This window comes from Thalassospira lohafexi (assembly GCF_002844275.1).
Lineage (GTDB): Bacteria > Pseudomonadota > Alphaproteobacteria > Rhodospirillales > Thalassospiraceae > Thalassospira > Thalassospira lohafexi.
The window spans coordinates 595,680-618,786 of the sequence record NZ_NXGX01000003.1 but is presented as its reverse complement, the minus strand read 5'-3'; the positions used below and the strand labels follow the sequence as shown (position 1 = coordinate 618,786).

The 23,107-nt window shown below is 55.6% G+C and carries 15 protein-coding genes; 6 read left to right on the top strand and 9 right to left on the bottom strand.

Translation table 11 applies throughout. The annotated features are described in order from the left end of the window. Positions 1-13: 13 nt before the first annotated feature. The 4 genes from amt (at position 14) to COO92_RS09820 (ending at position 6,873) form a co-directional block, all read left to right on the top strand. On the top strand, positions 14-1,342 hold the full coding sequence (gene amt, locus COO92_RS09835) for an ammonium transporter (protein WP_101301692.1): 1,329 nt from the start codon (positions 14-16) through the stop codon (positions 1,340-1,342). 341 nt (positions 1,343-1,683) lie between these two features. After that, entirely contained in the window at positions 1,684-2,922 is a 1,239-nt protein-coding gene (locus COO92_RS09830; protein ID WP_022732713.1) for an ammonium transporter, read from the top strand. 214 nt (positions 2,923-3,136) lie between these two features. Beyond that, positions 3,137-4,327 carry an aminotransferase class I/II-fold pyridoxal phosphate-dependent enzyme gene (locus tag COO92_RS09825; RefSeq protein WP_101301691.1) on the top strand — a complete coding sequence of 397 codons (1,191 nt, stop codon included), beginning with the start codon at positions 3,137-3,139 and terminating at the stop codon, positions 4,325-4,327. 86 nt (positions 4,328-4,413) lie between these two features. Beyond that, the gene (locus COO92_RS09820; protein WP_101301689.1) at positions 4,414-6,873 is read left to right on the top strand and encodes a DNA translocase FtsK; all 2,460 of its coding nucleotides are present in this window, start codon (positions 4,414-4,416) and stop codon (positions 6,871-6,873) included. Between the two features lie 133 nt (positions 6,874-7,006). Here the strand turns inward: COO92_RS09820 and COO92_RS09815 are convergent, their stop codons facing one another. Both COO92_RS09815 and COO92_RS09810 read right to left on the bottom strand, forming a co-directional pair. Continuing rightward, positions 7,007-7,216: a hypothetical protein gene (locus tag COO92_RS09815; protein ID WP_101301688.1), complete on the bottom strand. Its 210-nt coding sequence runs from the start codon at positions 7,214-7,216 to the stop codon at positions 7,007-7,009. Positions 7,217-7,523: 307 nt separating this feature from the next. After that, positions 7,524-7,715 (bottom strand): hypothetical protein, encoded by a 192-nt coding sequence (locus COO92_RS09810; protein ID WP_133125056.1) that lies wholly within the window; start codon positions 7,713-7,715, stop codon positions 7,524-7,526. Between the two features lie 226 nt (positions 7,716-7,941). Here COO92_RS09810 and COO92_RS09805 point away from each other — a divergent pair, with 226 nt between their 5' ends. Beyond that, positions 7,942-8,883, top strand: coding sequence for a GNAT family N-acetyltransferase (locus COO92_RS09805; protein ID WP_101301686.1), 942 nt, complete (start codon positions 7,942-7,944; stop codon positions 8,881-8,883). Between the two features lie 119 nt (positions 8,884-9,002). Here the strand turns inward: COO92_RS09805 and lanM are convergent, their stop codons facing one another. Then, positions 9,003-12,167, bottom strand: coding sequence for a type 2 lanthipeptide synthetase LanM (lanM, locus tag COO92_RS09800; protein ID WP_101301684.1), 3,165 nt, complete (start codon positions 12,165-12,167; stop codon positions 9,003-9,005). 349 nt (positions 12,168-12,516) lie between these two features. Here lanM and COO92_RS09795 point away from each other — a divergent pair, with 349 nt between their 5' ends. Further along, a complete protein-coding gene (locus COO92_RS09795; RefSeq protein ID WP_133125055.1) occupies positions 12,517-13,467 on the top strand; it encodes a hypothetical protein in 951 nt (316 codons plus the stop codon). Positions 13,468-13,536: 69 nt separating this feature from the next. Here the strand turns inward: COO92_RS09795 and trxA are convergent, their stop codons facing one another. From trxA to tsaE, 6 genes are all read right to left on the bottom strand, one after another. Beyond that, positions 13,537-13,857 carry a thioredoxin TrxA gene (trxA, locus tag COO92_RS09790; RefSeq protein WP_022732720.1) on the bottom strand — a complete coding sequence of 107 codons (321 nt, stop codon included), beginning with the start codon at positions 13,855-13,857 and terminating at the stop codon, positions 13,537-13,539. A gap of 164 nt (positions 13,858-14,021) precedes the next feature. Beyond that, positions 14,022-17,486, bottom strand: a complete 3,465-nt coding sequence (gene addA / locus COO92_RS09785; protein WP_101301682.1) for a double-strand break repair helicase AddA — start codon at positions 17,484-17,486, stop codon at positions 14,022-14,024. Next, entirely contained in the window at positions 17,483-20,650 is a 3,168-nt protein-coding gene (gene addB, locus COO92_RS09780; protein WP_101301680.1) for a double-strand break repair protein AddB, read from the bottom strand. Before addB ends, addA begins: the two co-directional genes overlap by 4 nt. Next, positions 20,650-21,411: a nucleotidyltransferase family protein gene (locus tag COO92_RS09775; RefSeq protein ID WP_101301678.1), complete on the bottom strand. Its 762-nt coding sequence runs from the start codon at positions 21,409-21,411 to the stop codon at positions 20,650-20,652. Before COO92_RS09775 ends, addB begins: the two co-directional genes overlap by 1 nt. Next, entirely contained in the window at positions 21,408-22,532 is a 1,125-nt protein-coding gene (locus COO92_RS09770) for an aminoglycoside phosphotransferase family protein (protein WP_101301676.1), read from the bottom strand. The genes COO92_RS09775 and COO92_RS09770 overlap by 4 nt, the downstream gene beginning before the upstream one ends. Further along, on the bottom strand, positions 22,529-23,005 hold the full coding sequence (tsaE, locus tag COO92_RS09765; protein WP_101301674.1) for a tRNA (adenosine(37)-N6)-threonylcarbamoyltransferase complex ATPase subunit type 1 TsaE: 477 nt from the start codon (positions 23,003-23,005) through the stop codon (positions 22,529-22,531). Before tsaE ends, COO92_RS09770 begins: the two co-directional genes overlap by 4 nt. Positions 23,006-23,107: the final 102 nt, after the last annotated feature.

The window sequence follows — 23,107 nt, the reverse complement described above, 5'->3', positions numbered from 1 at the left end:
AAGGGGAGACACAATGAATATTCCTATGAAGAAAACCGGCCTTGCCGCTCTTGCAGGCACCGCCGTTCTCGCAATCGCTTCTCCGGCCTTTGCTCAGGACGCTGGCGTTTCGGCCGAGACTCAATACATTCTGAACAGCTTTAGCTTCCTGTTCAGTGGCGCACTGGTCATGTGGATGGCAGCTGGCTTTGCCATGCTGGAATCCGGCCTGGTTCGTACGAAAAACGTTTCTACCATCCTGCTCAAGAACATCTCGCTCTTCGCGGTTGCAGGCATCATGTACTACCTTATCGGGTATAACCTGATGTACATGGATGTAACCGGCTGGATCGGTTCTATCAGCCTCTGGAGTGCTGATGATGCAGCGGCTCTTGCGGGTGATTTCTCGGGCGGCTATTCCGCATCATCCGACTGGTTCTTCCAGATGGTGTTTGTTGCAACCGCAGCATCGATCGTATCGGGTACTGTTGCCGAGCGCATCAAACTGTGGCCGTTCATGATCTTCGTCGTTGTTCTGACCGGCGTTCTGTATCCGATCACCGGTGCATGGACATGGGGCGGCGGCTGGCTGTCGGAAATGGGCTTTGCTGACTTTGCTGGCTCAACCATTGTTCACTCGGTCGGCGGCTGGGCTGCTTTGACCGGTGCGATCATCCTTGGCGCACGTAAAGGCAAGTATGGCGCAGACGGTTCGGTTCATCCGATGCCGGGCTCCAACCTGCCGCTTGCAACGCTTGGTACCTTTATCCTGTGGCTCGGCTGGTTCGGCTTCAACGGTGGTTCCCAGCTTGCAATGGGCTCGGGTGCTGATGTCATCGCGATTGCCAACATCTATGGCAACACCTCGATGGCGGCTGCTGGCGGTGTTGTTGCTGCCATGATCCTGACCCAGATCCTTTACAAAAAGGTCGACCTCACCATGGCACTGAACGGTGCACTGGCTGGTCTGGTCTCGATCACGGCTGGTCCGGACACCCCGACCATTGGTTCGGCGATCATCATCGGCGCAATCGGCGGTGTTCTGGTTGTTGTTGCAGTTCCGCTGCTCGACAAACTGAAAATCGACGATGTCGTTGGCGCAGTTTCGGTTCACTTGGTTTGCGGTATCTGGGGCACGCTTGCTGTTCCGTTCACCAATGACGGTGCATCGTTCGGTGTTCAGCTGACCGGTATCGTTGCAATGGGTGCCTTCACCATCGTTGCCTCGAGCATCGTGTGGTTGATCCTGAAGTTCACCGTTGGTATCCGTCTTTCCGAAGAAGACGAAGCAATGGGCAGCGATGCTGCTGAGCTTGGCCTCGAAGCTTATCCGGAATTCGGTAAAGGTTCGCAGCGCTTCTAAGCGATACGATTTCCTGACGGGTACCGTGTTCGCACGGTACCCAGCCTGTCAGACCACTGACCCGCCCGGCGTCTTTCGCCCGGCGGGTCTTTTGTTTGTGTGCTGCCTTTTTGGGCAGCATTTTGATCAACGCAAAGGCATAATGCGTTTTTGGGTCCCTGCCGCCCCCAAGTACCTTTCCCCCCGACAGCATGATCTCCCCCTTAGAAGAATATGACCCGCATTCGTTTCCAATCCCGGTTGGCACAGAAATTGATCTTGGCTGCTCCGAACCAGAGTCCGACTGCCCCGGCAAGAACGGACCGAGAGGAAACGCTTTTTAATAAACGGGGGGATGCCTTATGGAGGCTTTCCAGACTGCCTCGGACGTGTTTTTCGTCCTGATGGGCGCCATTATGGTGCTTGCGATGCATGCCGGTTTCGCCTTCCTTGAAGTTGGCACCGTGCGCAAAAAGAACCAGGTCAACGCACTGGTTAAAATCATTGTCGATTTTGCGGTATCGACCATTGCCTATTTCTTTGTCGGGTATGGCGTTGCCTATGGGGTTAATTTCTTTGCCAGTGCCACCGTTCTTTCCGGCTCCGCCATGGTCGATGGACAACATCTGTTTGCCTCAAGCGGCTATGACCTTGTTAAGTTCTTCTTCCTGCTGACCTTTGCTGCGGCCATTCCGGCCATCATTTCAGGCGGCATTGCCGAACGCGCGCGTTTTTATCCGCAGCTTTTCGCCACGGCCATTCTGGTCGGGGTTTTCTATCCATTGTTCGAAGGCATGGTCTGGAACAATAATTTCGGGTTTCAGGACCTGATCGAAGCCACCTTTGGTGCACCGTTTCATGATTTTGCCGGATCAATTGTTGTCCATGCGGTCGGCGGATGGATCGCCCTTGGTGCGGTCATCTGCCTTGGTGTACGGCGCGGACGCTATAGCAAGACCGGCAGTCTGATTGGGATTCCGCCATCCAACATCCCGTTCCTGGCCCTTGGGTCGTGGGTTTTGTGTGTTGGCTGGTTTGGCTTTAACGTCATGTCCGCCCAATCGGTTAGCGGCATCACCGGGCTTGTTGCGATTAATTCACTGATGGCAATGGTCGGCGGCATTTTAACCGCCTTGCTGGCCGGGCGAAATGACCCGGGCTTTGTCCATAACGGTGCATTGGCCGGGCTGGTGGCAGTTTGCGCCGGATCGGACGTCATGCATCCGATTGGCGCCCTTGTTACCGGCGGGCTTGCCGGGGCTTTGTTTGTCTGGGGCTTTAACCAGTGTCAGGCGAAATGGAAAATTGATGACGTGCTTGGCGTCTGGCCGCTGCATGGGATGTGCGGTCTTTTGGGCGGCATTGCCTGTGGCGTCTTTGGCCTCGAAGCCCTTGGCGGTATGGGCGGCGTATCATTTGGCGCCCAGTTGGCGGGATCGCTGGCGGGTGTTGTTTTTGCCGTCATTTCCGGGTTTGCTGTCTATGGGATATTGAAGAAAACCATTGGCATTCGCCTGTCTGAAGAAGACGAATTTGATGGCGCAGATGTGTCGATCCACAAGATCGGTGCGTATCCAGAGGATGACTTGCGCGCCAGCTAGTCGCAAACCTCCAAAGACATAACCATAAAATCAAAAGCCCGGAAAGCGCACCTTTCCGGGCTTTTTACGTTCAGACACGCCACTTCTTAAATCTTTCTTTGCACTTTTGGCATAGGGGTAGAGTGAGGGGAAATTGCCCATATTAAACCAACATGCATCCGCATCATGGCTTTCGCACTGATGCGCCACAGATCAAGCTGGAATGACGTCAACCATGTTTAACGAACGCCTCGATCAATTGCCTGCCTATCCGTTCCCAAGATTGGCGGCCTTGCTTGACGGTATTGAACCGGGACAATCGCCGTTGGTGATGTCGATTGGCGAGCCGCAGCACACTCCACCTGCAATGATCACCGATGCGATGGTTAAACATGCAAACCTTTGGCACAAATACCCACCGGGGGCTGGCACGCCGGAACTGCGTGAGGCAATTAAAAACTGGCTTGATCGCCGGTATGATCTGCCCACCGACATGCTTGATCGTGATGACCATATCCTGCCCGTGGCGGGCACGCGTGAGGCGCTTTATCTGATTGCGACCACCGTCATCCCGCAAGACACACCCGGCCCCAAGCCCAAGGTCCTTTTGCCCAACCCGTTTTATCAGGTCTATTGCGGGGCCGCTGTGCTTAATGATGCGGAAATGGTCCCGCTTGCCGCCGGTCCTGAAAATGGCTTCTTGCCCGATCTTGATCAGATCGATACCGAAACGTTAGACGCGTGCCGCCTGTTTTTCCTGTGTTCACCGGCCAATCCGCAAGGATCTATTGCCTCGCGTGATTACCTTGAACGCATCATTGCACTGGCGCGCAAACATGATTTCGTGCTGGCGATGGATGAATGTTATGCCGACATTTATGATCGTGCCGCACCGGTAGGTGCGCTTGAAATCTGTGCAGCACAGGGCGGGAACATGGATAATGTCCTTGTGTTTCACAGCCTGTCGAAACGATCGAGCGCACCGGGATTACGATCAGGTTTTGTCGCAGGCGATCGCAAAATCGTCAAACGGTTCACCGCACTGCGCAGCTATTGTTCGGCCACCATCCCGATGCCGGTAATGGCCGCATCGGTCGATCTTTGGAACGATGACGCCCATGCGCAGGAAAACCGTGATCTGTATCGGGCCAAAATTGACATTGCCGAGGAAATCTTTGGCAACCGGTTCGGATTTTATCGTCCACCGGGGGGCTTTTTCCTGTGGCTTGATGTTGGCGATGACGAAGCCGCGACCAAGAAAATCTGGCGCGAAGCCGGGGTCAAGGTCATTCCGGGCAGTTATCTTTCGATCACCGATGCCAAGGGCGGCAATCCGGGCAAACAGTTTATCCGCATCGCGCTGGTGCATGATTTGGCAACCACGCGCGACGGTCTGACACGCATTGCACAGGCACTGGAAAACTGACGTTACCCGTGCCGACATAACACCGACCAAATGATCGACGACACTATCGCGCAAGATACCGACCATAACCAGTTACGGACACCCAGATGAGCAGTCAGTCAAACATTCTTGGAACCGCCTTCATGCCCGGCAGTCTTGTGATGCTGCTGAAACGAAGCGGTTTGCGAATTTGCGGACTTGGGCTGGTCCTTTTGGCCATTACCCTTTTCATCATGCTGATCGGGTTCCATCCCGGTGATCCGTCGTTTAACCATGCCAGTGACCGGGCAACGCTGTTTAATCCGCTGGGTATCGTCGGGGCGTATGGCGCGGACTTGATGTTGCGCACCCTTGGTTTGGCGTCTGCATTGCTGACTGTGCTGTTGCTGGGCTGGGGCATGCGGCTGATTGCGGTTAAACCGTTTAACTGGATGTGGGTACGCTTCCTTGTCTTGCCGCTGGCACTGTTGCTGGTGGCGACCTCCGCTGCTGCCATCGAACCGGGCATGCACTGGCCGTTAACGGTTGGTCTTGGCGGGTTTGCCGGTGATTTGCTGCTTTCGAAATTGCAAACCGGTTTTGCCATGATCGGCATTCCCGGTGCGCGTGCGCTGATTGCTCTGGCGTCCATGGTGCTGGGCATGGTTTTGACCATCTTTTGCATGGCCTATTCGCTGTCTGACTGGGCGCGCCTTGGGGGTGTTCTTTCCTATGCCGCCGGTAAGGTCGTATCAGGGACCCGGGCCGCCATTCCGGGATCAACCAACGATGAGCCGGGGACCAAACGCACGGCACGGTCGCGGCAGGAACCATCGATGGATAGTGGCAAAGGCAAAATGGGAACCTCCATTTCCACCCGCCGGTCCGAACCGCCCGCTGGTCACACCGGCGATGACGACGGATATGACGAGCTTGACGACGACGTCGATCACGAACCGCCGGTTCATATCGTCGCCGCCCCAGCGGCAAAACTGCAACCCAGTGACAAGGCTTCCGCCCAGCGTCAGGCATCCTTTGATCTTGGATCAGAAGAATACCGTTTCCCGCCGCTTGATCTTTTGAGTGAGCCTGACCCGGCCGACGCCAACCAGATTGATCAGGAAGCACTGGCGCAAAATGCCCGTCTTCTGGAAACCGTGTTGCAGGACTTTGGCGTAAAGGGCGAAATCGTTCAGGTCCGCCCGGGCCCCGTCGTAACCCTGTATGAACTTGAACCCGCTGCCGGGGTTAAATCATCGCGCGTGATTGGCTTGGCCGATGATATTGCACGCTCCATGAGTGCGATTGCCGCCCGTGTTGCTGTGGTTCCGGGTCGTAACGTTATCGGGATTGAATTGCCAAATTCACGCCGCGAAACCGTGCATTTGCACGAAATTCTGGCATCGAGTGATTTTGAAAAAAATACCGGCAAGCTTAATATGAGCTTGGGCAAGGATATTGGCGGAACCCCGGTGATTGCCGATCTTTCGAAAATGCCGCACTTGTTGATTGCCGGGACCACCGGCTCGGGTAAATCGGTTGGTGTGAACGCAATGATCCTGTCCTTGCTGTATCGCCTGAAACCCGAAGAATGCCGCTTTATCATGATCGATCCGAAAATGCTGGAGCTGTCGATTTATGACGGCATTCCGCATCTTTTGACCCCGGTTGTCACCGACCCGCACAAGGCGGTTGTTGCGCTTAAATGGGCGGTGCGCGAGATGGAAGACCGCTACCGCGCCATGAGCCAGGTCGGGGTGCGTAACATTGCCGGTTACAACAAACGCATCAAGGAAGCCGCGGCCAAGGGTGAGCAGCTTACACGGCGGGTTCAGACCGGCTTTGATCCCGAAACCGGCAAACCGATCTTTGAAGATCAGGAACTGCCGATGGAGCCGCTGCCGTTTATCGTCGTGATTGTCGATGAGATGGCCGATCTTATGCTGGTGGCGGGCAAGGATGTCGAAGCATCGATCCAGCGACTGGCCCAGATGGCCCGTGCAGCAGGCCTGCATTTGATCATGGCGACACAGCGCCCGTCGGTTGACGTGATCACCGGCACGATCAAGGCCAACTTCCCGACACGTATTTCCTATTCCGTGACGTCCAAGATCGATTCCCGCACCATTCTTGGTGAAATGGGCGCCGAGCAGCTTCTGGGTCAGGGCGATATGCTTTACATGGGCCAGGGCGGCCGTTTGCAGCGTGTCCATGGCCCGTTTGTATCGGACGAGGAAGTCGAAAGCATTGTCAAGCACCTGCGTGATCAGGGCGACCCGACCTATCTTGAAACCGTTACCGAAGAACCCGAAGAAGACCCGGTTGCCGCCTATATGGCAGGCGGCAATGCTGGTGCAGGGGGCGGCAATGGATCAGACGATGATCTGTACAATCAGGCGGTTGGCATAGTGCTTCGCGAGAAAAAGGCATCCACCAGCTTTATCCAGCGCAAACTGTCAATTGGCTATAACCGCGCCGCACGCATCATCGAACAGATGGAAGAAAACGGCGTTGTGTCCGGTGCCAACCATGTTGGCAAACGCGAAGTGCTGATGGAAAATATGGATGGTTCGCCGTACGAGTATTAAAGGCCGTTGCATTTGAAAAGGGGTGGGCCATTGTCACGGCCCACCCCTTTTCAAAACGTCAGTTGGCGACGTCGATGTCCGCACATGGCAAGTCGGCAAGACCGGAGCACAAGGCCGCTGTCAGTCGACCCGATTACGAAACTGCACACCTGAACTGATGCGATCCTTGCGCAGCACTGATTTCCGGGTCAATCCATCCACAAGAAGCACCTTGAGTGCTGGCAGCAGTGCTCAGTCCTTGGTCAAGGTTATCGGTCACGTTTGCATCCTGCACCAACAACGCCCCACCACTGGTCATCCAATTGGCCATCAAATCGCCGGTGGCATTTCCCATCGCGTTCATGATTCTCATCCCTGAATTGCATAAGAAAAGACTTACTATCCAATAGAAGTACAATCGGGAGGACAAGTCAATTCGGGAATGCGTGACGAAGTAAACGTCACATCCAACGCGGCGTGCCTAAATGGACCCGTCTCCCTGGATTGCCTCAGAGCGTTTCCCACAAGAAAGAGGCGGGCTGAAATTCAGCCCGCCTCTTTCTCATCGCCAGAACACGCCAAAGTTATCCGCTAATCCTACATACTTCCAACAAACCGAAATCTGAGACCAGAAGCAGAAATTAAGGTGGCAACGCCGTCATGTCCGTATCTTACCGATGCGTACGGCATTCGATGCTATGGGTATAAGCAGCAGCCGAAAGGCCGTTGTCATCACGACCAATGCTGTAGCAGGTCTGTGGTGAGCGCGTCAGCATCGCCGCCTGCAATTCCACACCCTGATCGTCCATTGCAATGATCGTTTTTGCCGAAGCGGCACCACCAGAAACAAGCCAGGCTGCCATCTGGTCATTCGTTGTGCATTCCATTCGCACCATGCTCTTTACCCCAAATTACCATTAAAGATATTCACGCTATGATTGAACGACACCTGCAATCCGATGTCAATATATCCTGATGGTCGGCCAACTGCGTCAAATCGTTTCTAAACAATTGTTTAGAAATTGATCTTGTTGCCAAAATGCCATTTGATGAAACATCATTTTGCCGACAGGCCCAAAGGAAAGATGCGTGACCTTAACCCTCATTGCGGTGACAAAAGACACTGTCGCGGCGTATCTGGATTTCCGGCTTTCTGTCGTCGACGCCAGTACCGCCAGCTACCTTTCTGGAACCGATCAGGTTTCCATGATCCTTGCCAGTACGTCTCATCACTTCTTGCTGGAAGATGATGTCGTGGTCGCCACAGCCGCGATCAAACGTAAAACTGATGATGATGGCATGTCGGTTTACGTGTTGATTGACCCAAAAAAGCGCGACGAAAAGCATCTGACCAACCTGATCGCGCGATTGCTTAAAACTGAAAACCAACCATCCGTTGATTGCGACACCCGCTACCACCTTTATCCATCCAGCGGGCTTTCCTTTATCGAGGCAGACATGCACGCGATGGGGTTTTCAAAGAACTCAGAAAACATCAAATATGTCCGCGATCCAGCTCCACCACGCGCGGGTGAATTCCCACATGCCGCCAAGGGAGAACAGCTTGGCTATCGCCCGATGGTGCTTGATGATGATCTGATTGCGAAATATCCCGACATTTTTTCGCGCATAAGCAACGTCTATGATCGGGCCTTTGCAAGGCGCCCCAATGCACAAAAGATAACCGCCGAGGAACGGGAAAAAAATTACCATCAACTCGATAGTGGTTATGTTATCTGCATGCTGGATGACGAACTTGTCGCCAGCACACATTTTCTAAAACTTGACCAAGAAGTTCTTGCGACCGAATTGGAATGCCTGCGAAAACACTGGGGAACCGGGGCGGCTGATCTGATTTGCAAACATCAGGTCAAGGAAGTTACCCGACGCTGGAACCTCCCCATCATTGCCTATGCCGACACACCCAACGCAGCATCGCGTCGCGCGCTGGAACGCTTTGGCCTCTATCCGGTTCAGGAGCATTTCAGCTGGCAACGCACGTTCACGGCAGGTTCGCGGGTAGAGTTCTGATCGTATCATGCCCTGCCAAAAGACAAACACAGGCGATCAAGACCGCGATCGTCAACTGGGTGTTAGTATGCTTTTCTTGTCTGCCTTTGCCCAAAAGGAGCACCGAAAAATCAGAAAAGTTATTCCAGTGTCAGCACCGGTCTGATTTTTTCGGGGGCTGCGATTTCAAGAAGCGCCTGTCCAATGCCGGGCAATCCTTGCATCAAGCCGGTCTGAAACACCTTGTCACGCGCCATCAGGCCGATAATATCCGGGTTATCAAGCCGACTGATCCACGCAGACAAACGATGATTAAAGCGATGTTCCAGATCATCCGGGCCACATCCAAGTTCCAAAGCATATCGCAACATTGAAAACCGCCCGGCATGGCCACAGCATAGATTATCACGCCCCCCGTCCTGGGTTGCCAGAACCGCCGCGATTGCCGTTTCAATTTCATCGCGAATGGCCGGGGCATCCAGCACATCAAGGGCCGCCATCCGGGCAAAACCGATCCCCGCTGCCCCATGACACCATTGGACAGGATCACGAACTGGTTTTTCACCGCGTAAATCGGGCCATCCCTTTTCGACCGGGTCAAACAGGCTGCGTTCAAACTCAAGACCCCGTTGGGCCAAGATCAGAAATGCCCCATCACCGCAGGCCTGATAGAGTTTCAAAAGGGCCAAAACCGACCCGGCAGCACCATGGGACATGCCTGCCAATACGCGATCGCCAATACCTGTCCATGCCGCCGGGTCGTCGGGAAGATGTTTTCCGCACATTATAGCCCGATCCAGCACGGCGCGATCACCGGTGTCGCGATAAAGCGCCAGCAACCCCAGTATCGCGCCTGACACCCCGCTTATGACATCGAGTGCCTTGTCCGCATCAACAGCGACATCATCAATACATTCGGAAATTCGGATGGCTTCATCGCGCAATTCAGGTGCATCAAGCAGATCGGCACAGCGTACCAACACATAAACAAGGCCGCCAAATCCCTCAAACCCACCGACCGAACTCAGTTGGTCTGCCGTCGCACGTGGGGCTTCAAGTGCCTCCAAAGCCAGTGTTTTCCATTCACCACTCGGATCAATCGCGTGACATCCGGCAAAGAAAAGGGCAACACCGGCGGTGCCTTCATAAAACTGCTCGCCCATCGCGGTGACCTGAAGGGCTGCGCCATCCGCTGTGGCATCTGCGATCATCCAGCACGCAGCGCCATCACACAGGATCGCCTGATCGGCGATGTATCGTGCGATGGAAAGGGCCGATTGGTGGGCGGCGACAGCGACATCGCTGCAAACAGGCGTATCCGTCCATGGCCTGCGCGGCGGCAAGTTGGCAAACCGTGTTGAAAGAGCATGCTGGCGGATAATTGCACAATCATATTCCAGATTGGCTTTCAGATGGTCCAGACGATCACGGAGGTTGGGCAACACCGCCGATGCGGTGAAATCGGTGCAAACAAGTTTACCATCGGCCCAGACACCATCCTGATCTGTCTTACCGGTAAAAAGCGGCACATCCATTCGGGTTAATGCTGTGCGTTCGTGGGCAAGAATGCCCCACCCGGGATAATCATCAATATCCCAGCGCGCACGACGTGCGAGTCTTTCGAAATGCAGGCTCCAGACAAAGCCATCCTGCTGATTTTGCGGCGTACGTATGGCGTATTCGAGTTCCTGATAATAGGCGGTTGGGCGCAAAACATGGCGAATGCGCACATCCTTAAATCCACCAAGCGGCCCGTCTTTGCCAAGGAACGCAGCGCTGTTATCAGACAGGAAATTAATGGTGTTGCAAAACCCGTCGATAAGGTCTGTAACGTAATCCGCCGCATCGGCTGGTTTGCCATCAATGGTAATGCCCAAGCCGGAAAGCGGCTTTTCCACTGTGACGGTTTCAAAGATCATATTGCCCTGATTAATGTTCGTTAACCGGACATCGCGAACCGGCTTTGGCACCGATGTGGCCAGACCACCGTCATCAACCCAATGCCCGGCAATGTTTTTGCGTTGCGCCAGCAGCCCCACAGCAATCACGCCTTTGCCAAAATTGTGGGTCGCAAGTTCCTTTGCATGCAGCGCCTTTGTGCCGCCCGGCAGAAACCGCAATTCCGGCTGAAACAGTGTTTCAAGGTCAATGACCACAGGGCGCCCATCTGCAATCAGGACGTTTTCATGATGCATGTCACTGCCCTTCAGGCAGTAAAGCAGCGCAAGCAACTGACCGGAAGCACGATAGAAAGCAGGCGCCCGATCCGATGACAGGGCTGCGTCATGGTCGACATATGCCATCCAGCCATAATCTGGCAGGCACCATGTTTGCGCAGCACCAAGCCGGATGTCCGAACCGCTCTTGACCAACCAATCCGACAGGCCCTTCCAGGCCTGCTCTGCACCAATCGGGCGCGGCTTATACACAATCTTGGCAGCCGTATCGAATTCAAGGATCAGAACCGACCGCCCGTGATCATGGGAATCTGAAATCCCGCCGGTAATCTTTTGAACAACTGATACTTCACGAAGTTCCGGGAAATGGACCCCAAACGCGGCCATATCACGCCGCAAACGGTCGATGAACTCACCTGTTACGACAATCCACTGATCAACAATGGTTGCCAGCAGGCGGATCATGACGGGGCGGTTTGACACCAGATTGGCAAAGGGTCCGCTGCGCAGTGCAGATGTGAAGGCGTCATAGACCTCCGGCCCGGATGTGTCTTCAGGCTTGATACCAACGGCCTGACGAAACGATTCAAAGCTTTCATAAAGTGTATGCGTGTAAACCTTGGCCAAGCGCAGGATCAAAATACGATCAAGATCGTGTCTTGCATCCACACTCAGTAGGGCCGCATCAAAACCCTGAACCCGCGCCCGCGCAGCAACGACAACCGGCCAGATCAAATCTGCAAACGGCACGTCATTGCGAATATCGGGGGGACAGTCCCCAGCAGCATCACCGTCCCCCAATACAATCGCGTCAAATACCCAATATGCGGTCGCAAGCCATTCCGGGGGTTCTTCTCCGGCACGGAGCACAACATCCCCAAGATACGGGGCAACGTCATTTGCCTTCAGACCGTCTCTGGCAAGACGGCGGGTAAACAGGTCAGCATCCCCGTTAGAAGCAAATTCACACCATTGCTGCAGAAATCGCTGATGAGCATCGTCAGTTTCGGACTGAGATGCATAGCATGCCTCATCCTTGCCGGGAGCAGGAACGTATTTTCCCGACAGCCGTTCATCAATGGTAGCCGCCTTTGCCGCGATTGATGCCCAAAACGGATCGATATCCATCTGTTCCCCTTGACCTTTTGGCGTATTAAAGCACTGATAGTTAAACCTAAGACCCTAATTGTGACTTTAGGGTCAGGACCTATTAATTAAATGCGTTCTGCACCAGCCAATTTATGTGTGGGTAGGAGATTTCCCGCAGGAAACCTCATGGTTTTCAAGGGACAGCGACACCCTCCACACATAAATTGACTGGTGCCCGAAGGGTTTGGATAAAAACATCCCTCCAGTCCCGATATCAGCTTGAAAAGGCATCAAGCCTTTCCTTCCCTGATATCAAATCTGTTTGAACGTTTTTATTCAAACAGAACACAATGAATTAATAGGTCCTGACCCTAAGCCAAGAGAAGTTTTGAGCAACATGCAACTTGTCGCCGTCACGCAGGAAAACATCGCGCCCTATGTCGCGTTGCGCATGGAAATCGCCGACGAAGAAGGGCGGCGGTACTACCAAACCATTGATCTGGCCGCCGCCATTCTAACGCAAGGCAGTGACTATGCACTTCAGGACGAAGACGGCAAGATGCAGGCGGCGGTCAAAATCCAGCGTAAGGAAACCCGTGAGGGCGGCCTTCTGGTGATGATGTCGGCCGAAGGCAAAGACAAAAACCCCGAAACAAATGCAAGCTTACTGCGCGCAGTTCTTGCGACGGAAAACACGAATACCGCCACGCGTGACACCCGTTACCACGTTTACAACCCGTCTGAAGTGACTTTGCCGCACACAAAAATGACAGAGATGGGGTTTGCCGAGATACCCGGAACCTATCGCTATAAGCGTGAACCCGGGCCACCGCGGTCTGGTGAATTCCCACATGCGGATCGGGCGGTTGAACGCGGATATACAACACTTGTGATTGATGATGCGTATGTCGCTTCTGATCCGGAAATCTTTGAAAAGTTGGCAGACATCTATAACCGCGCCTTTTCAAACCGCGACAGCGTTAACCCCAGCACGCCTGAGCGCATGCGCAAGAATTTTGAGGCTGACGCCAATGATATCATCATCGCCAAACTCGGTGATGAAGTTACAAGCAGCATTACGCTAAGCTACCTGGGAGATTCCGTTCTTTCACCGCAATATACCTGCTTGCGTCGCCATTGGGGAACCGGTTCGGTTGACCTGATGTGTCGACATCTGGCCCAGCTGGTCGCAGACCGGTGGAACGTTCCGATTATTGGCTATGCCGAAGCAAGAAATGCCGCGTCGTGGAAGGCGCTTGAACGGTTTGGACTAACCCGGATTGAAGAACTCATGATCTGGGAACGCCGTATTCCGGCAGGCGAAGCATTTACGATATAGACGCGTACACATGAAAAAAGGCGGGCTGAAATTCAGCCCGCCTTTTTAAGTTCTGTTCCGATCAAGCGATCAGATCGACTGGTTGATCCAGTCAACAAGTGCGCTTTTCGGGAGTGCGCCGACTTTCATCGCTGCAACTTCGCCGCCCTTGAAAATCATCAGGGTCGGGATGCCGCGCACACCGTATTTTGCCGGGGTGTTCGGGTTTTCGTCGATATTCACCTTGGCGATCGTGAGCTTACCGCCCAGTTCACCGGCGATTTCATCGAGATATGGCGCAATCTGCTTACACGGACCGCACCATTCTGCCCAGAAATCGACCAGAACCGGGTCGTTGGAACCCAGAACGTCGCTATCGAACGAACCGTCGGAAACTTTAATCGTGGTCATACTTTCAGTATCCTAGTTGTTACGAGGCTTGGGGTCGTCCCCCACACACCTCGATCCGCTGTATGAGGCCAAGGTAGGCAGCACTGACGCAAACGTCAAGCGCATTGGGCGATCTGCTGCAATGTCACCAGCGCAAAGCCAAGACTTCTGCAGAGTCGCAGCCTTTAGCCAAAATTCAGAACATGATCGGGAAGCTCAACCATCCACGGCCCATTGGTCCAGAGGATAAAACACCTGACATTCTTGCCCGGATACATCTGCCGCAAAGCCGCACGATAGATCGACATTTGACGACGATATGCCTTGGGCGTGCCCTCCACATCGCGCGGCGGCGGGCGGTTGGTTTTGTAATCGACAATCATGACCTCATCGTCACGCACCACAAGGCGGTCAATCTGGGCGGAAACAACATCCCCACCCACAACACCGACCAACGGCACCTCGGCGCGTGAGCCTATGGCAAAGACCGGGGCAAAGTCGGGGTTTTCAAAAATGCGGAGGGTTTCATCGGCAATTTCGCCCTGCTGATCGGGCTCAAGACCATGCACCGATTGCGCAAGGAACCGTGCGGCGGCTGCACGGCGGGCATCCACCGGAAGGTCTGGCAACAATTCCAGAAGCTTATGGATCAAAAGACCGCGTTTAAAGCTTTGCCCCTGATCCCCGCCCAAGGGTGACTGGAAAACTTCGTCGTCTTCGATCATTTTGCTGGGTGCCAGCGGCTTGGGCGGGAAGGTTTCAACCGGTGCCGTCGCACGGATCAACGTGCGTGCACGGGGCTGTTCCTGCGCATCATTTGCCGCCACACGGTCGGGTTTGGGCGCCTGACTTTGATCGGTTTGCCATATCCACCCTTCGCCAGACCAGCCGGACCCGGAATAGGTGCCAAGATCAATCTGTTCGGACTTGGCATAGCCTTCCATCGCCTGTTCACACAGATTGTACCAGCAATGGTCCGGCGCCTTGCGGCGTCCCTGCCAGCCACAGATATAAAGCCGGTCTTCGGCACGGGTCAGCGCAACATAAAGCAACCGGTTATATTCCTGATCGCGCTTCACCGCGATGGCATCGCGCAGGCGCGACACAACATCGGTTTCAAGTGCGACGCGCGGTAACCAGAACATCAAATTGCGGTCTTCCTGCCAAAACAGGTTGGGGGCCTGTGTTGGCACCTGCATGGTATCGGGCAAAAAGACGATGGGGGCCTGAAGCCCCTTAGCCCCGTGCACGGTCATGATGCGGACTTCATCGCGCCCGCTTTGTTCAAGGTCACGCTTGATTTCCGCATCGCCGGCCATCAGCCAGTGCAAGAACCCCTGCAAGGTCGGGGCATGATCGGCTTCATAGCCCATGGCAAGGTTGAGGAACTCATCAATCGGGTCGTTGGCCTCAATGCCCAGCCGCCCGACCAGGCGCGCACGCACACCACGGGCATCTTCGCCCCGCCCGCCCAGCAATTCGGCAAACAGTTCAAACGGGCGTTCGTAATCGACCCGCCCCAGCCATTTGAACAAAAACCCGTAAGCGCGTGCGAACGGCGATCCGTCCTCAACAATGGCCGCCTTTTCACGCAGCGCATGCCAAAGGGTTCTGGGCCGATTGTGGGCAATTTCAAACAACTGATCGTCATCAAGCCCGATCAACGGACTTTTCAAAACTTCGGCCAGTGTCAGATCGTCCTCGGGCATCAGAAGGAACCGACCAAACGCCACCAAGTCCATTACCGCCAACTGATCGGTGATTTGCATCCGGTCAACACCGGCCACCGGCACATTGCGTTCCTTAAGCGCCTTGACCACTTCATCGACAAAGGCGGTCCGACGGCGCACCAAAATCATGAAGTCACCGGCCCGCACCGGACGCCCGCGTGATGTCAGGATTTCGCCTTCATCAATCGCATGGCGAATGCGCCCGGCAATAACCCGGGCCAATCTGATTTCCGGGTCCTCAAGGCGCACAATCCGGGTCGGTGGCGTCCATGGGTCTTCAGGCGTGCGTTCTTCGGGTTCAACCGCTGGCCAAAGTTCAATCCGGCCGGCCTGCCCAACCCGAAACGGGCTATGGGCGACATCATCGCCTTCATCGCCAACGCCCTGTTTGGCAACCGGCCCGGCAAAGACACGATCCACCGTGCCCAAAACCGCATCGGTGGACCGGAATGAAATGTTCATCGGTACTTCGCGCCATGCAGCTTCGATTTGCTGGGCCCGTTCGCGGAAATAGCGTCGCATTTCGGCGAATTTTTCCGGATCGGCCCGCTGGAAGCTGTAAATCGATTGTTTCGCATCCCCAACGGCAAAGATGGTGCGGGGTTTATCGGCATGACGCCCGGCATCGATAAAGAATTCTTCGGCAAGAATACGCACCACTTCCCACTGTTCGGGGTTGGTATCCTGCGCTTCGTCAATCAGGATGTGATCAAGGCCTTCGTCGAGTTTGAACAACACCCAGCCCGCCATGCCGGCCTGACGTTGCAAAAGGCTCAGGCTGGTCAGGATCAAATCATCGTAATCAAGGCGCGCATGCAGCGCCTTTTTCGTCGCATAGCGGTCCAGCATCGCGTTGCCAATGGTGATCAAGGCCGCCGTCGCCCCGGCCATGGCCGCAGCCTTGCGCAGGCGATCAATTTCAATCAGACGGGCACCTTCGTGTTCCAGCGCATCAGCCCCCATCGGATGGTTTTCCGCCGCCCCCTTGGTGATCAGTTTGGCGCGCGGTTCCCCCGCAGCGGTAAAGAACACGCTGCGATACTCACCAAACACCGAAAGCCGGTCTTCGACGTTGGTTTTTTCCAAAAACTGCGCCAAGGCTGGCACACGTGCCTGATCGGTTTTGGTTCCGGCCTCAAGGGCGGCAAGCCCCCGCATTAACCCATCGCGGTCAAAGGCATCGTCTGACAGGGCCTTTCGCAAAATCGCGTCTTCGCTGACCCCGACCGGCACACCAAGGGCCGCATACACCGCATCACGCATGCGGTCCGCCCCGCCAAGATTGGTCAGCATGCGTTTAAGACGACCCCGTTCACGGGCAAGTTCGCTCATAACCTCGCCAAAGGCACCTTCGCGAACCTGTCCGGTCACAACCGAAAGCGCATCTGCCAAACCCTCATCGCGCCCGGTGCGGGCAAAGGCCAGAACTTCTTCCTGCACCGCAGCCATCGTTTCGGCGGCTGTTCGGTCATCCATGATTTCAAAGTGCGGCGCCAGACCAGCTTCAAGCGGAAAACGCCGCAACAGCGACTGGCAAAAGGCGTGAATGGTCTGAATTTTCATGCCACCCGGCGCATCAAGAACCCGGGCAAACAATTGCCGCGCGCGCATGGTTTCGTCTGAACTGGGGGCTGCACCCGAAAGATTGGTCAGGTCGTCATGAAGGGCGCGGTCCTCCATCGTCGCCCAATGCCCCAAACGCTCATTAACCCGGTTGGCCATTTCGGCCGCTGACGCCTTGGTAAAGGTCAGACATAAAATACGATGGGGTTCGGTGCCAGAGAGCATCTGACGCAAAACCCGGTCTGAGAGAACCTTGGTCTTGCCCGCCCCGGCAGATGCCGACACCCAGACAGAAGCACTTGGATCAGACGCGCTGCGTTGCAGGACATTGGGATCAGTTCCGCGCATTTCGGTCATGACTTATCCCCTTCCCCAACATCTGGCCCAGCCTTGATGTTAGCGCTAACATCGCCATCCTCGACATTCTCGACATCTTCGCTGCCCATCCATTCGCGCCGACGCGAAAGATGAACATAGTCGGAATATTTCGGCGCATGATCAGGATGCGGCACACTGAGATACGGTGTCGCCGGATCGGCAAAGGCGGCGGCCAGATCGTTCACCCCATCAACTGCCTCATGTGCGAGTGCGGCGGGCGTGGTTTTCATGCGATTGGTATTGATCTCGACAATCTCACCCGCCGGATCACCACCTGAAAGCTTCCAGAACGCCATTGATGCGGGCGGGCCAGCCGGCACATCGCCAAAGCCCCCCTTTTCCGCAATCGCTGCTTCAAGCGGTAATTGCGGCGCAAAACCGTTTGCCACATCCCCCTGACTGGGCGGCGCACCGGTTTTATAGTCAATGATCGCAATCCCGCCATCGCGAAGCGCATCAATCCGGTCAGCACGGGCATACACCTGAAACCCGCTTGGCGTATCAAGGGTACCTGATTGCTCGGTATAGGATTTACGCACATCGCCGCGCCGCGTGGCTTCGGTCTGGATGAACCATTTGGCAATCCGTTCGAACCGCGGCCACCAGAACGCCCAAAGCCCCGGTCGGGCGGCCAGGGGTTTGAATACGTCGCGGCCAATGATCAGCAATTCCTGTTCACCGTCGGGCGGTAAATGATCTGGATGACGCGCGATGAATTGATCAAGGGCGTCATGGATCAGGTTGCCGTAATCGGCGGCACCGGGGTCTTCGTCCACCCCGTCAAGCTTGCGCAGCCCCAAGATGTGGCGGGCATAGATCGCATAGGGATCACGCATCCATGTTTCGATCTGGGTGACGGACAAACGTTGCGGGCGGGCAGACACCGGCGGCTTGGGGGCCGGACGGCCAATTTTACGGCGCATCTCGTCGGCGGGCTCGTCAAGTGTTTCGGCCAGTGCGCGCCACTCGGCGGCATCGGCGGTTTCCATCGAAACCCCGGATTTGCGCAGAATGTTTTCAATCCGTAACAACCACCGCGATGGCACGGTTGGTGTGCCTTCAACACGCAAAGCACGCGTCATCACCACATTGGGCGAACAAAACAGCTGCTGAAAATCATGGGCCGATTGCCCGACCCGGTGTTCGGGGGCAGGCAGGCCGAATTTTTGGCGCATCGGGCGGCTCATCCATGGGTCGGCCCCGGCTTCGGGGGGCCAGACGCCTTCGTTCAGACCGCCAAGGATGGTCAAATCGGCTTGCTGCATCTGGGCTTCGACCGTGCCCCAGATAAACAGGCGCGGATGTTTGCCATAACGCGGGCGCACCGCACGATCCGCCATCAACGCATCCAGAAACGCGCCGTAGCGATTGCCGGGCATCGCCACGAACTCGCCAAGGGCATTGAGCAATTCATGGACGAAATCGGCCAAGGCTTCGCCCGCCTCGCCGCGCCACAGGCGATCCGCACCGGGTTGGGTATCACTGGCGGCCAGGGCTTCGGCGGCCATGATGTGGCTGCGCAATGCACCGACTGGAGACAGCGTTTTATCGGCATTCAAATCGGCAAGCGGGGTCAGGCATTCAGCACAACGTGCCACCAGATCGGTCAACCGCGCATGATCATCGCGGGTGCGTTCAATCCGGGCATGGGCATGTTCCGAACCACTGTTTTTCATCCGTTCAATGAATTCATCGCGCCAGCCATCAAGGGCGGTTTGCAACCCATCCAGCCCCGGCCCCGGGCGCGCCCCGCGCAAGACATACTGTTCGAGCAAACGGGTCAACACACGAAAGGTTTCAGGCGGAAGCCCCGCCGCCGACAACGGATGTTTCAGCAATTCAAGCAACGGCACGGGGGCGAATTCTTCCTGCACCGCGCGCACCACCAGACGTAAATAAATCGCCGGTGCGGTGTCATGAAGGGGGATCCCGGCCGAATCATCAATTTCAACTTCCCAGCGGCGCAGCTCAGTTGCCACACGCCGCGCCAGACCACGGTCCGGGGTCACCAGCGCACAGGTCATGGCGGGATTTTCAAGGGCGTCGCGCATCATCAGCGCAATGGTGGTGGCTTCTTCGCGCGCCCCCGAACAATCGACGCGTAATACGCCGCCCAAAACATCGGGGGCGAACCCGGTAATGTGGCGCCAATGATGGGTGGTTTTGGCCGGGCGCAGGGCTTCGCGCGCCAATCGGCGGCGTTCAATCGTGATGTCACTGTCGTCCCCCAACGCAGGCCAGGGCAAAACACTGTCCGCACTGCGCCCGATATGGCGCAATGTCTTGTCCAAAAGATGCTGGGGATGGGCGGCGTCATCTTGAATGGCGGCCCAGTCTTCATGGCTAATCCCCGACATCAGGCCGGGCAAAACCACGCGTCCCTTGGGCATGGCAAGAACCGCCGCCATCAAATCGCGCAAGGCCGGGAACGGCCCGGTGGAGCCGACAATCAGAACCGGTGTTTGCGGGGTATTGTCCTGCCACAGTTCAATCTGCGCCTTGATCAGCGCATTACGCCGCATCGCCCGGTCGCTAACATCCTGAGTTGCCAGAATACCCGGCCAATGCAGGGTCAGGATTTGCAGGAATTCTAACGTCAGTTGCCAGTGTTCAGCGAATTCTTCGGGCACCAGTCCCTTAAGGTCGTCAAACTGGCAGTTTTCCGTTTGAACCTGATCAAGAAACCGGGCCAGTTCCCCGGCCAGACGGGCGGCCTGATCGGCGGTTGGTTTTTCACCGCGATGATCCGACCGGGTCATGATCAGGCGGGTCAGCAGCAATTTGCGTTGCAAATCCGGGATGGCTGGCGGCAGATCAAGGGCAGCCTGTTGCCCGCCCGCGCCATAAATCGCCAGTTCATCCTCGTCCGCCTCGCCGAGTGGTCGAATAGTCGGCAATAACGTCACCGCCCCGCCCGACTGGCGCAGGAACGCATCGCGCATTACCTTGGCGGATCGACGGTTGGGCACCATCAAAACATAATCAGGCAGTGCATCGGGCTGATCGGCGGTTTCGGTCATCAGCTGTTTGGCAATCAGATCGGCAAAGGCCTCACCCGGCGGGATAAAAAACAGGTTTTCGGGGTTCGCCATGTCCTGGGCGAAGGCATCAGATGCGTCCATATAATCAAACAGGTCGGCCATTATAGCTCCCCGACTGTTGCCTGTTTGGCCCGTTCATCTTCCAATGCACCCGCAATGATCGGTTCGGCCTCGGCAAGTGCGTCTGGCGTACCGATATGGAAATGCCGCCCGTCATGCACCAGACCATAACATCGTCCGGCCGCAAGGGCCTTGTCATAAACAACATTTAGCGAAAAGGACCCATCGGGGGTATTTTCAAACAAACGCGGCGATAAAACCTGCACGCCGGTAAAGAAATAGGGTGCCGACGGCGCGTCCCCACGTCGTTTTAACCGCCCGTCAACCTGCCAGAAGAAATCACCCGCCCCGTCATAACCAAACGCCCCCGACACCGGATAAAGCGCCAGCAACGCATCCATATGTTCGGGATCAAATGCCGCCATCAACCGATCAAAAAGCGGTTCGGCCCCTTCGGTCCAGAACACATCGGCATTGGCAACCAGCACCAGATCACGATCAAGCATCGGCAGGGCCTTTTTCACTCCGCCACCGGTTTCCAACAAATCGGATTCCGGCGATGTCAGAACCTTGGGTGTGCTGCGCATTCCAACATGATCAACAATCATCTGACCCAGATAGTGACTGTTGACCACGGCCTGATCAAAGCCAGCAGCGGCAAGTTTATCGAGCACATGATCAAGCATCGGTTTGCCCGCAACCGGCACAAGGGGCTTTGGCATCGTATCGGTAATCGGGCGCATGCGTTTGCCAAGACCGGCCGCCAGTACCATCGCCTGTGCTTTCTGTGTGCTGCCGGTCATTGAGGCGCCTTTTTGTTTGAATGCGTTGGGCTCAGGCTAATGTTCGGAGCCTTACGGGCATCATAAGGAATGTGGGTTTCCACCCAGTGATGCAAGGCAGGCAACCCATCGACCGCCCCGCGTAGAATAAGATCCCAGCAGCGCGGAATAAAATCGAAATAGCGCGTTTTCCCGGCCTTGATCGCAAGCCAGCCAAACCGGCCCAATATCCTGAAATTACGCACCATCGAATTGGCGACATAAGCCGTTTCGAAATCGGAATGATCAAGACTTGGGAAGGCCGCCAGATAGAATTGCTTCATCCGGCTTTCCAGATCCGGGCTGATGTCGTGGCGCACATCGCGCAAAAGCGACGCCAGATCATAGGGACGTGGGGCAATGGCGGCGTCCTGAAAATCAATGATCCCGCAATCATCCCCTCCATCGCCGTTCTCGACCAGCATCAGGTTATCGACATGATAATCGCGGTGAATGATCGCATCCCCAACCCGCCAGCACAGCGGCAAGACATCATCAAGCAATCGATCAAAATCGACCATCGCCGCATCACGCTTCTGCGCATCTGGAATGATCAATGGCAGATAATCGGTTTTAAAACTGGTCAGCATGCGCCGGAAATTGTCGGCCCCATAGGTCACCAATCCGCAATCGGCCACTGCGCCAGCATCACAAAACCGATGCAGCCCAATCAGCTGATCCACCGCACGCAGATAAAGCCCATCCTGCCCAACCCCATCCATCGTCCCGCCCGACTGAAGTGCACGGGTAAAGGTGACATCACCAAAATCTTCGATCAGGACAAGCCCGCGTTTCACATCAGACGCATGGATTTTTGGCACCCGCCATCCGGCGCGTTCAAACAAGGCCGTCGTCTGTAACACCGGCTCAACCGATGCCGGACGTTCCGGGTTTTCGTAAATGCCGTGTGGGTCAACATGGATCGCACTGGGCGGGAAATCCATCAAAAGGGCGGTGTCATGTTTGCGTTCAAGCCGAAAATATTTCCGCGCTGACGCGTCATCGACCAAGGGCATGACCTGTGCCGTCTGCCAGCCACAGGCGCCGAGAAAATCCTGACGATCTGCGTTGCGCCGCCCCTGTTCGACTGTCGTGCCCGTCATTGAGTTTTCCCCGTCATATTGGCAATCCGCGATTCCCAGTCTGCGCCATGGGGTTCAAGCACAAACACGCGCGCATCCTCATTCGATCCGGGTTCGATATGAATATCCAGCCGGTTTTGCGGGGTCAGATAATCCAACCGGTCAGGCCATTCGATCAGACTGACCGCATCGGCAAAGGCATCCTCGATATCAAGTTCATGAACTTCTTCCGCGTCAGACAAACGATAAAGATCAAAATGCCAGACCGGCAGGGGATCAAACTCGTAAACCTGCACCAGCGTAAAGGTCGGACTTGGCACTTCTTCATCCGGGTTCCCGGCCACTGCGCGGACAAAGGCGCGGCAAAACGCGCTTTTCCCCATGCCCAATGTGCCATGCATCAAGATCACATCCCCCGCCTTGGCGATGGATGCAAGCTGCGCGGCAAGGGCTTCGGTCCCGTTTTGATCACTGACAGCGACTGTCTTGCTCATGATGTCCGTTTATCGATTGGCAAAAGGATGTTGTATGGTCCCCTTTTGTAGGGGGTGAAGCCGCCCGTTCGCAATGATTTTACGACGTGGCGATAAAGGTCA

What these genes read in the sequence shown, in the direction of transcription:
- trxA (WP_022732720.1), bottom strand. Translation starts at nt 13,857, where the DNA reads ATGACCACGATTAAAGTTTCCGACGGTTCGTTCGATAGCGACGTTCTG.
- amt (WP_101301692.1), top strand. Translation starts at nt 14, where the DNA reads ATGAATATTCCTATGAAGAAAACCGGCCTTGCCGCTCTTGCAGGCACC.
- COO92_RS09770 (WP_101301676.1), bottom strand. Translation starts at nt 22,532, where the DNA reads ATGACGGGCACGACAGTCGAACAGGGGCGGCGCAACGCAGATCGTCAG.
- lanM (WP_101301684.1), bottom strand. Translation starts at nt 12,167, where the DNA reads ATGGATATCGATCCGTTTTGGGCATCAATCGCGGCAAAGGCGGCTACC.
- COO92_RS09775 (WP_101301678.1), bottom strand. Translation starts at nt 21,411, where the DNA reads ATGACCGGCAGCACACAGAAAGCACAGGCGATGGTACTGGCGGCCGGT.
- tsaE (WP_101301674.1), bottom strand. Translation starts at nt 23,005, where the DNA reads ATGAGCAAGACAGTCGCTGTCAGTGATCAAAACGGGACCGAAGCCCTT.
- addA (WP_101301682.1), bottom strand. Translation starts at nt 17,486, where the DNA reads ATGACCGAAATGCGCGGAACTGATCCCAATGTCCTGCAACGCAGCGCG.
- COO92_RS09815 (WP_101301688.1), bottom strand. Translation starts at nt 7,216, where the DNA reads ATGAACGCGATGGGAAATGCCACCGGCGATTTGATGGCCAATTGGATG.
- COO92_RS09830 (WP_022732713.1), top strand. Translation starts at nt 1,684, where the DNA reads ATGGAGGCTTTCCAGACTGCCTCGGACGTGTTTTTCGTCCTGATGGGC.
- addB (WP_101301680.1), bottom strand. Translation starts at nt 20,650, where the DNA reads ATGGCCGACCTGTTTGATTATATGGACGCATCTGATGCCTTCGCCCAG.
- COO92_RS09820 (WP_101301689.1), top strand. Translation starts at nt 4,414, where the DNA reads ATGAGCAGTCAGTCAAACATTCTTGGAACCGCCTTCATGCCCGGCAGT.
- COO92_RS09810 (WP_133125056.1), bottom strand. Translation starts at nt 7,715, where the DNA reads ATGGCAGCCTGGCTTGTTTCTGGTGGTGCCGCTTCGGCAAAAACGATC.
- COO92_RS09825 (WP_101301691.1), top strand. Translation starts at nt 3,137, where the DNA reads ATGTTTAACGAACGCCTCGATCAATTGCCTGCCTATCCGTTCCCAAGA.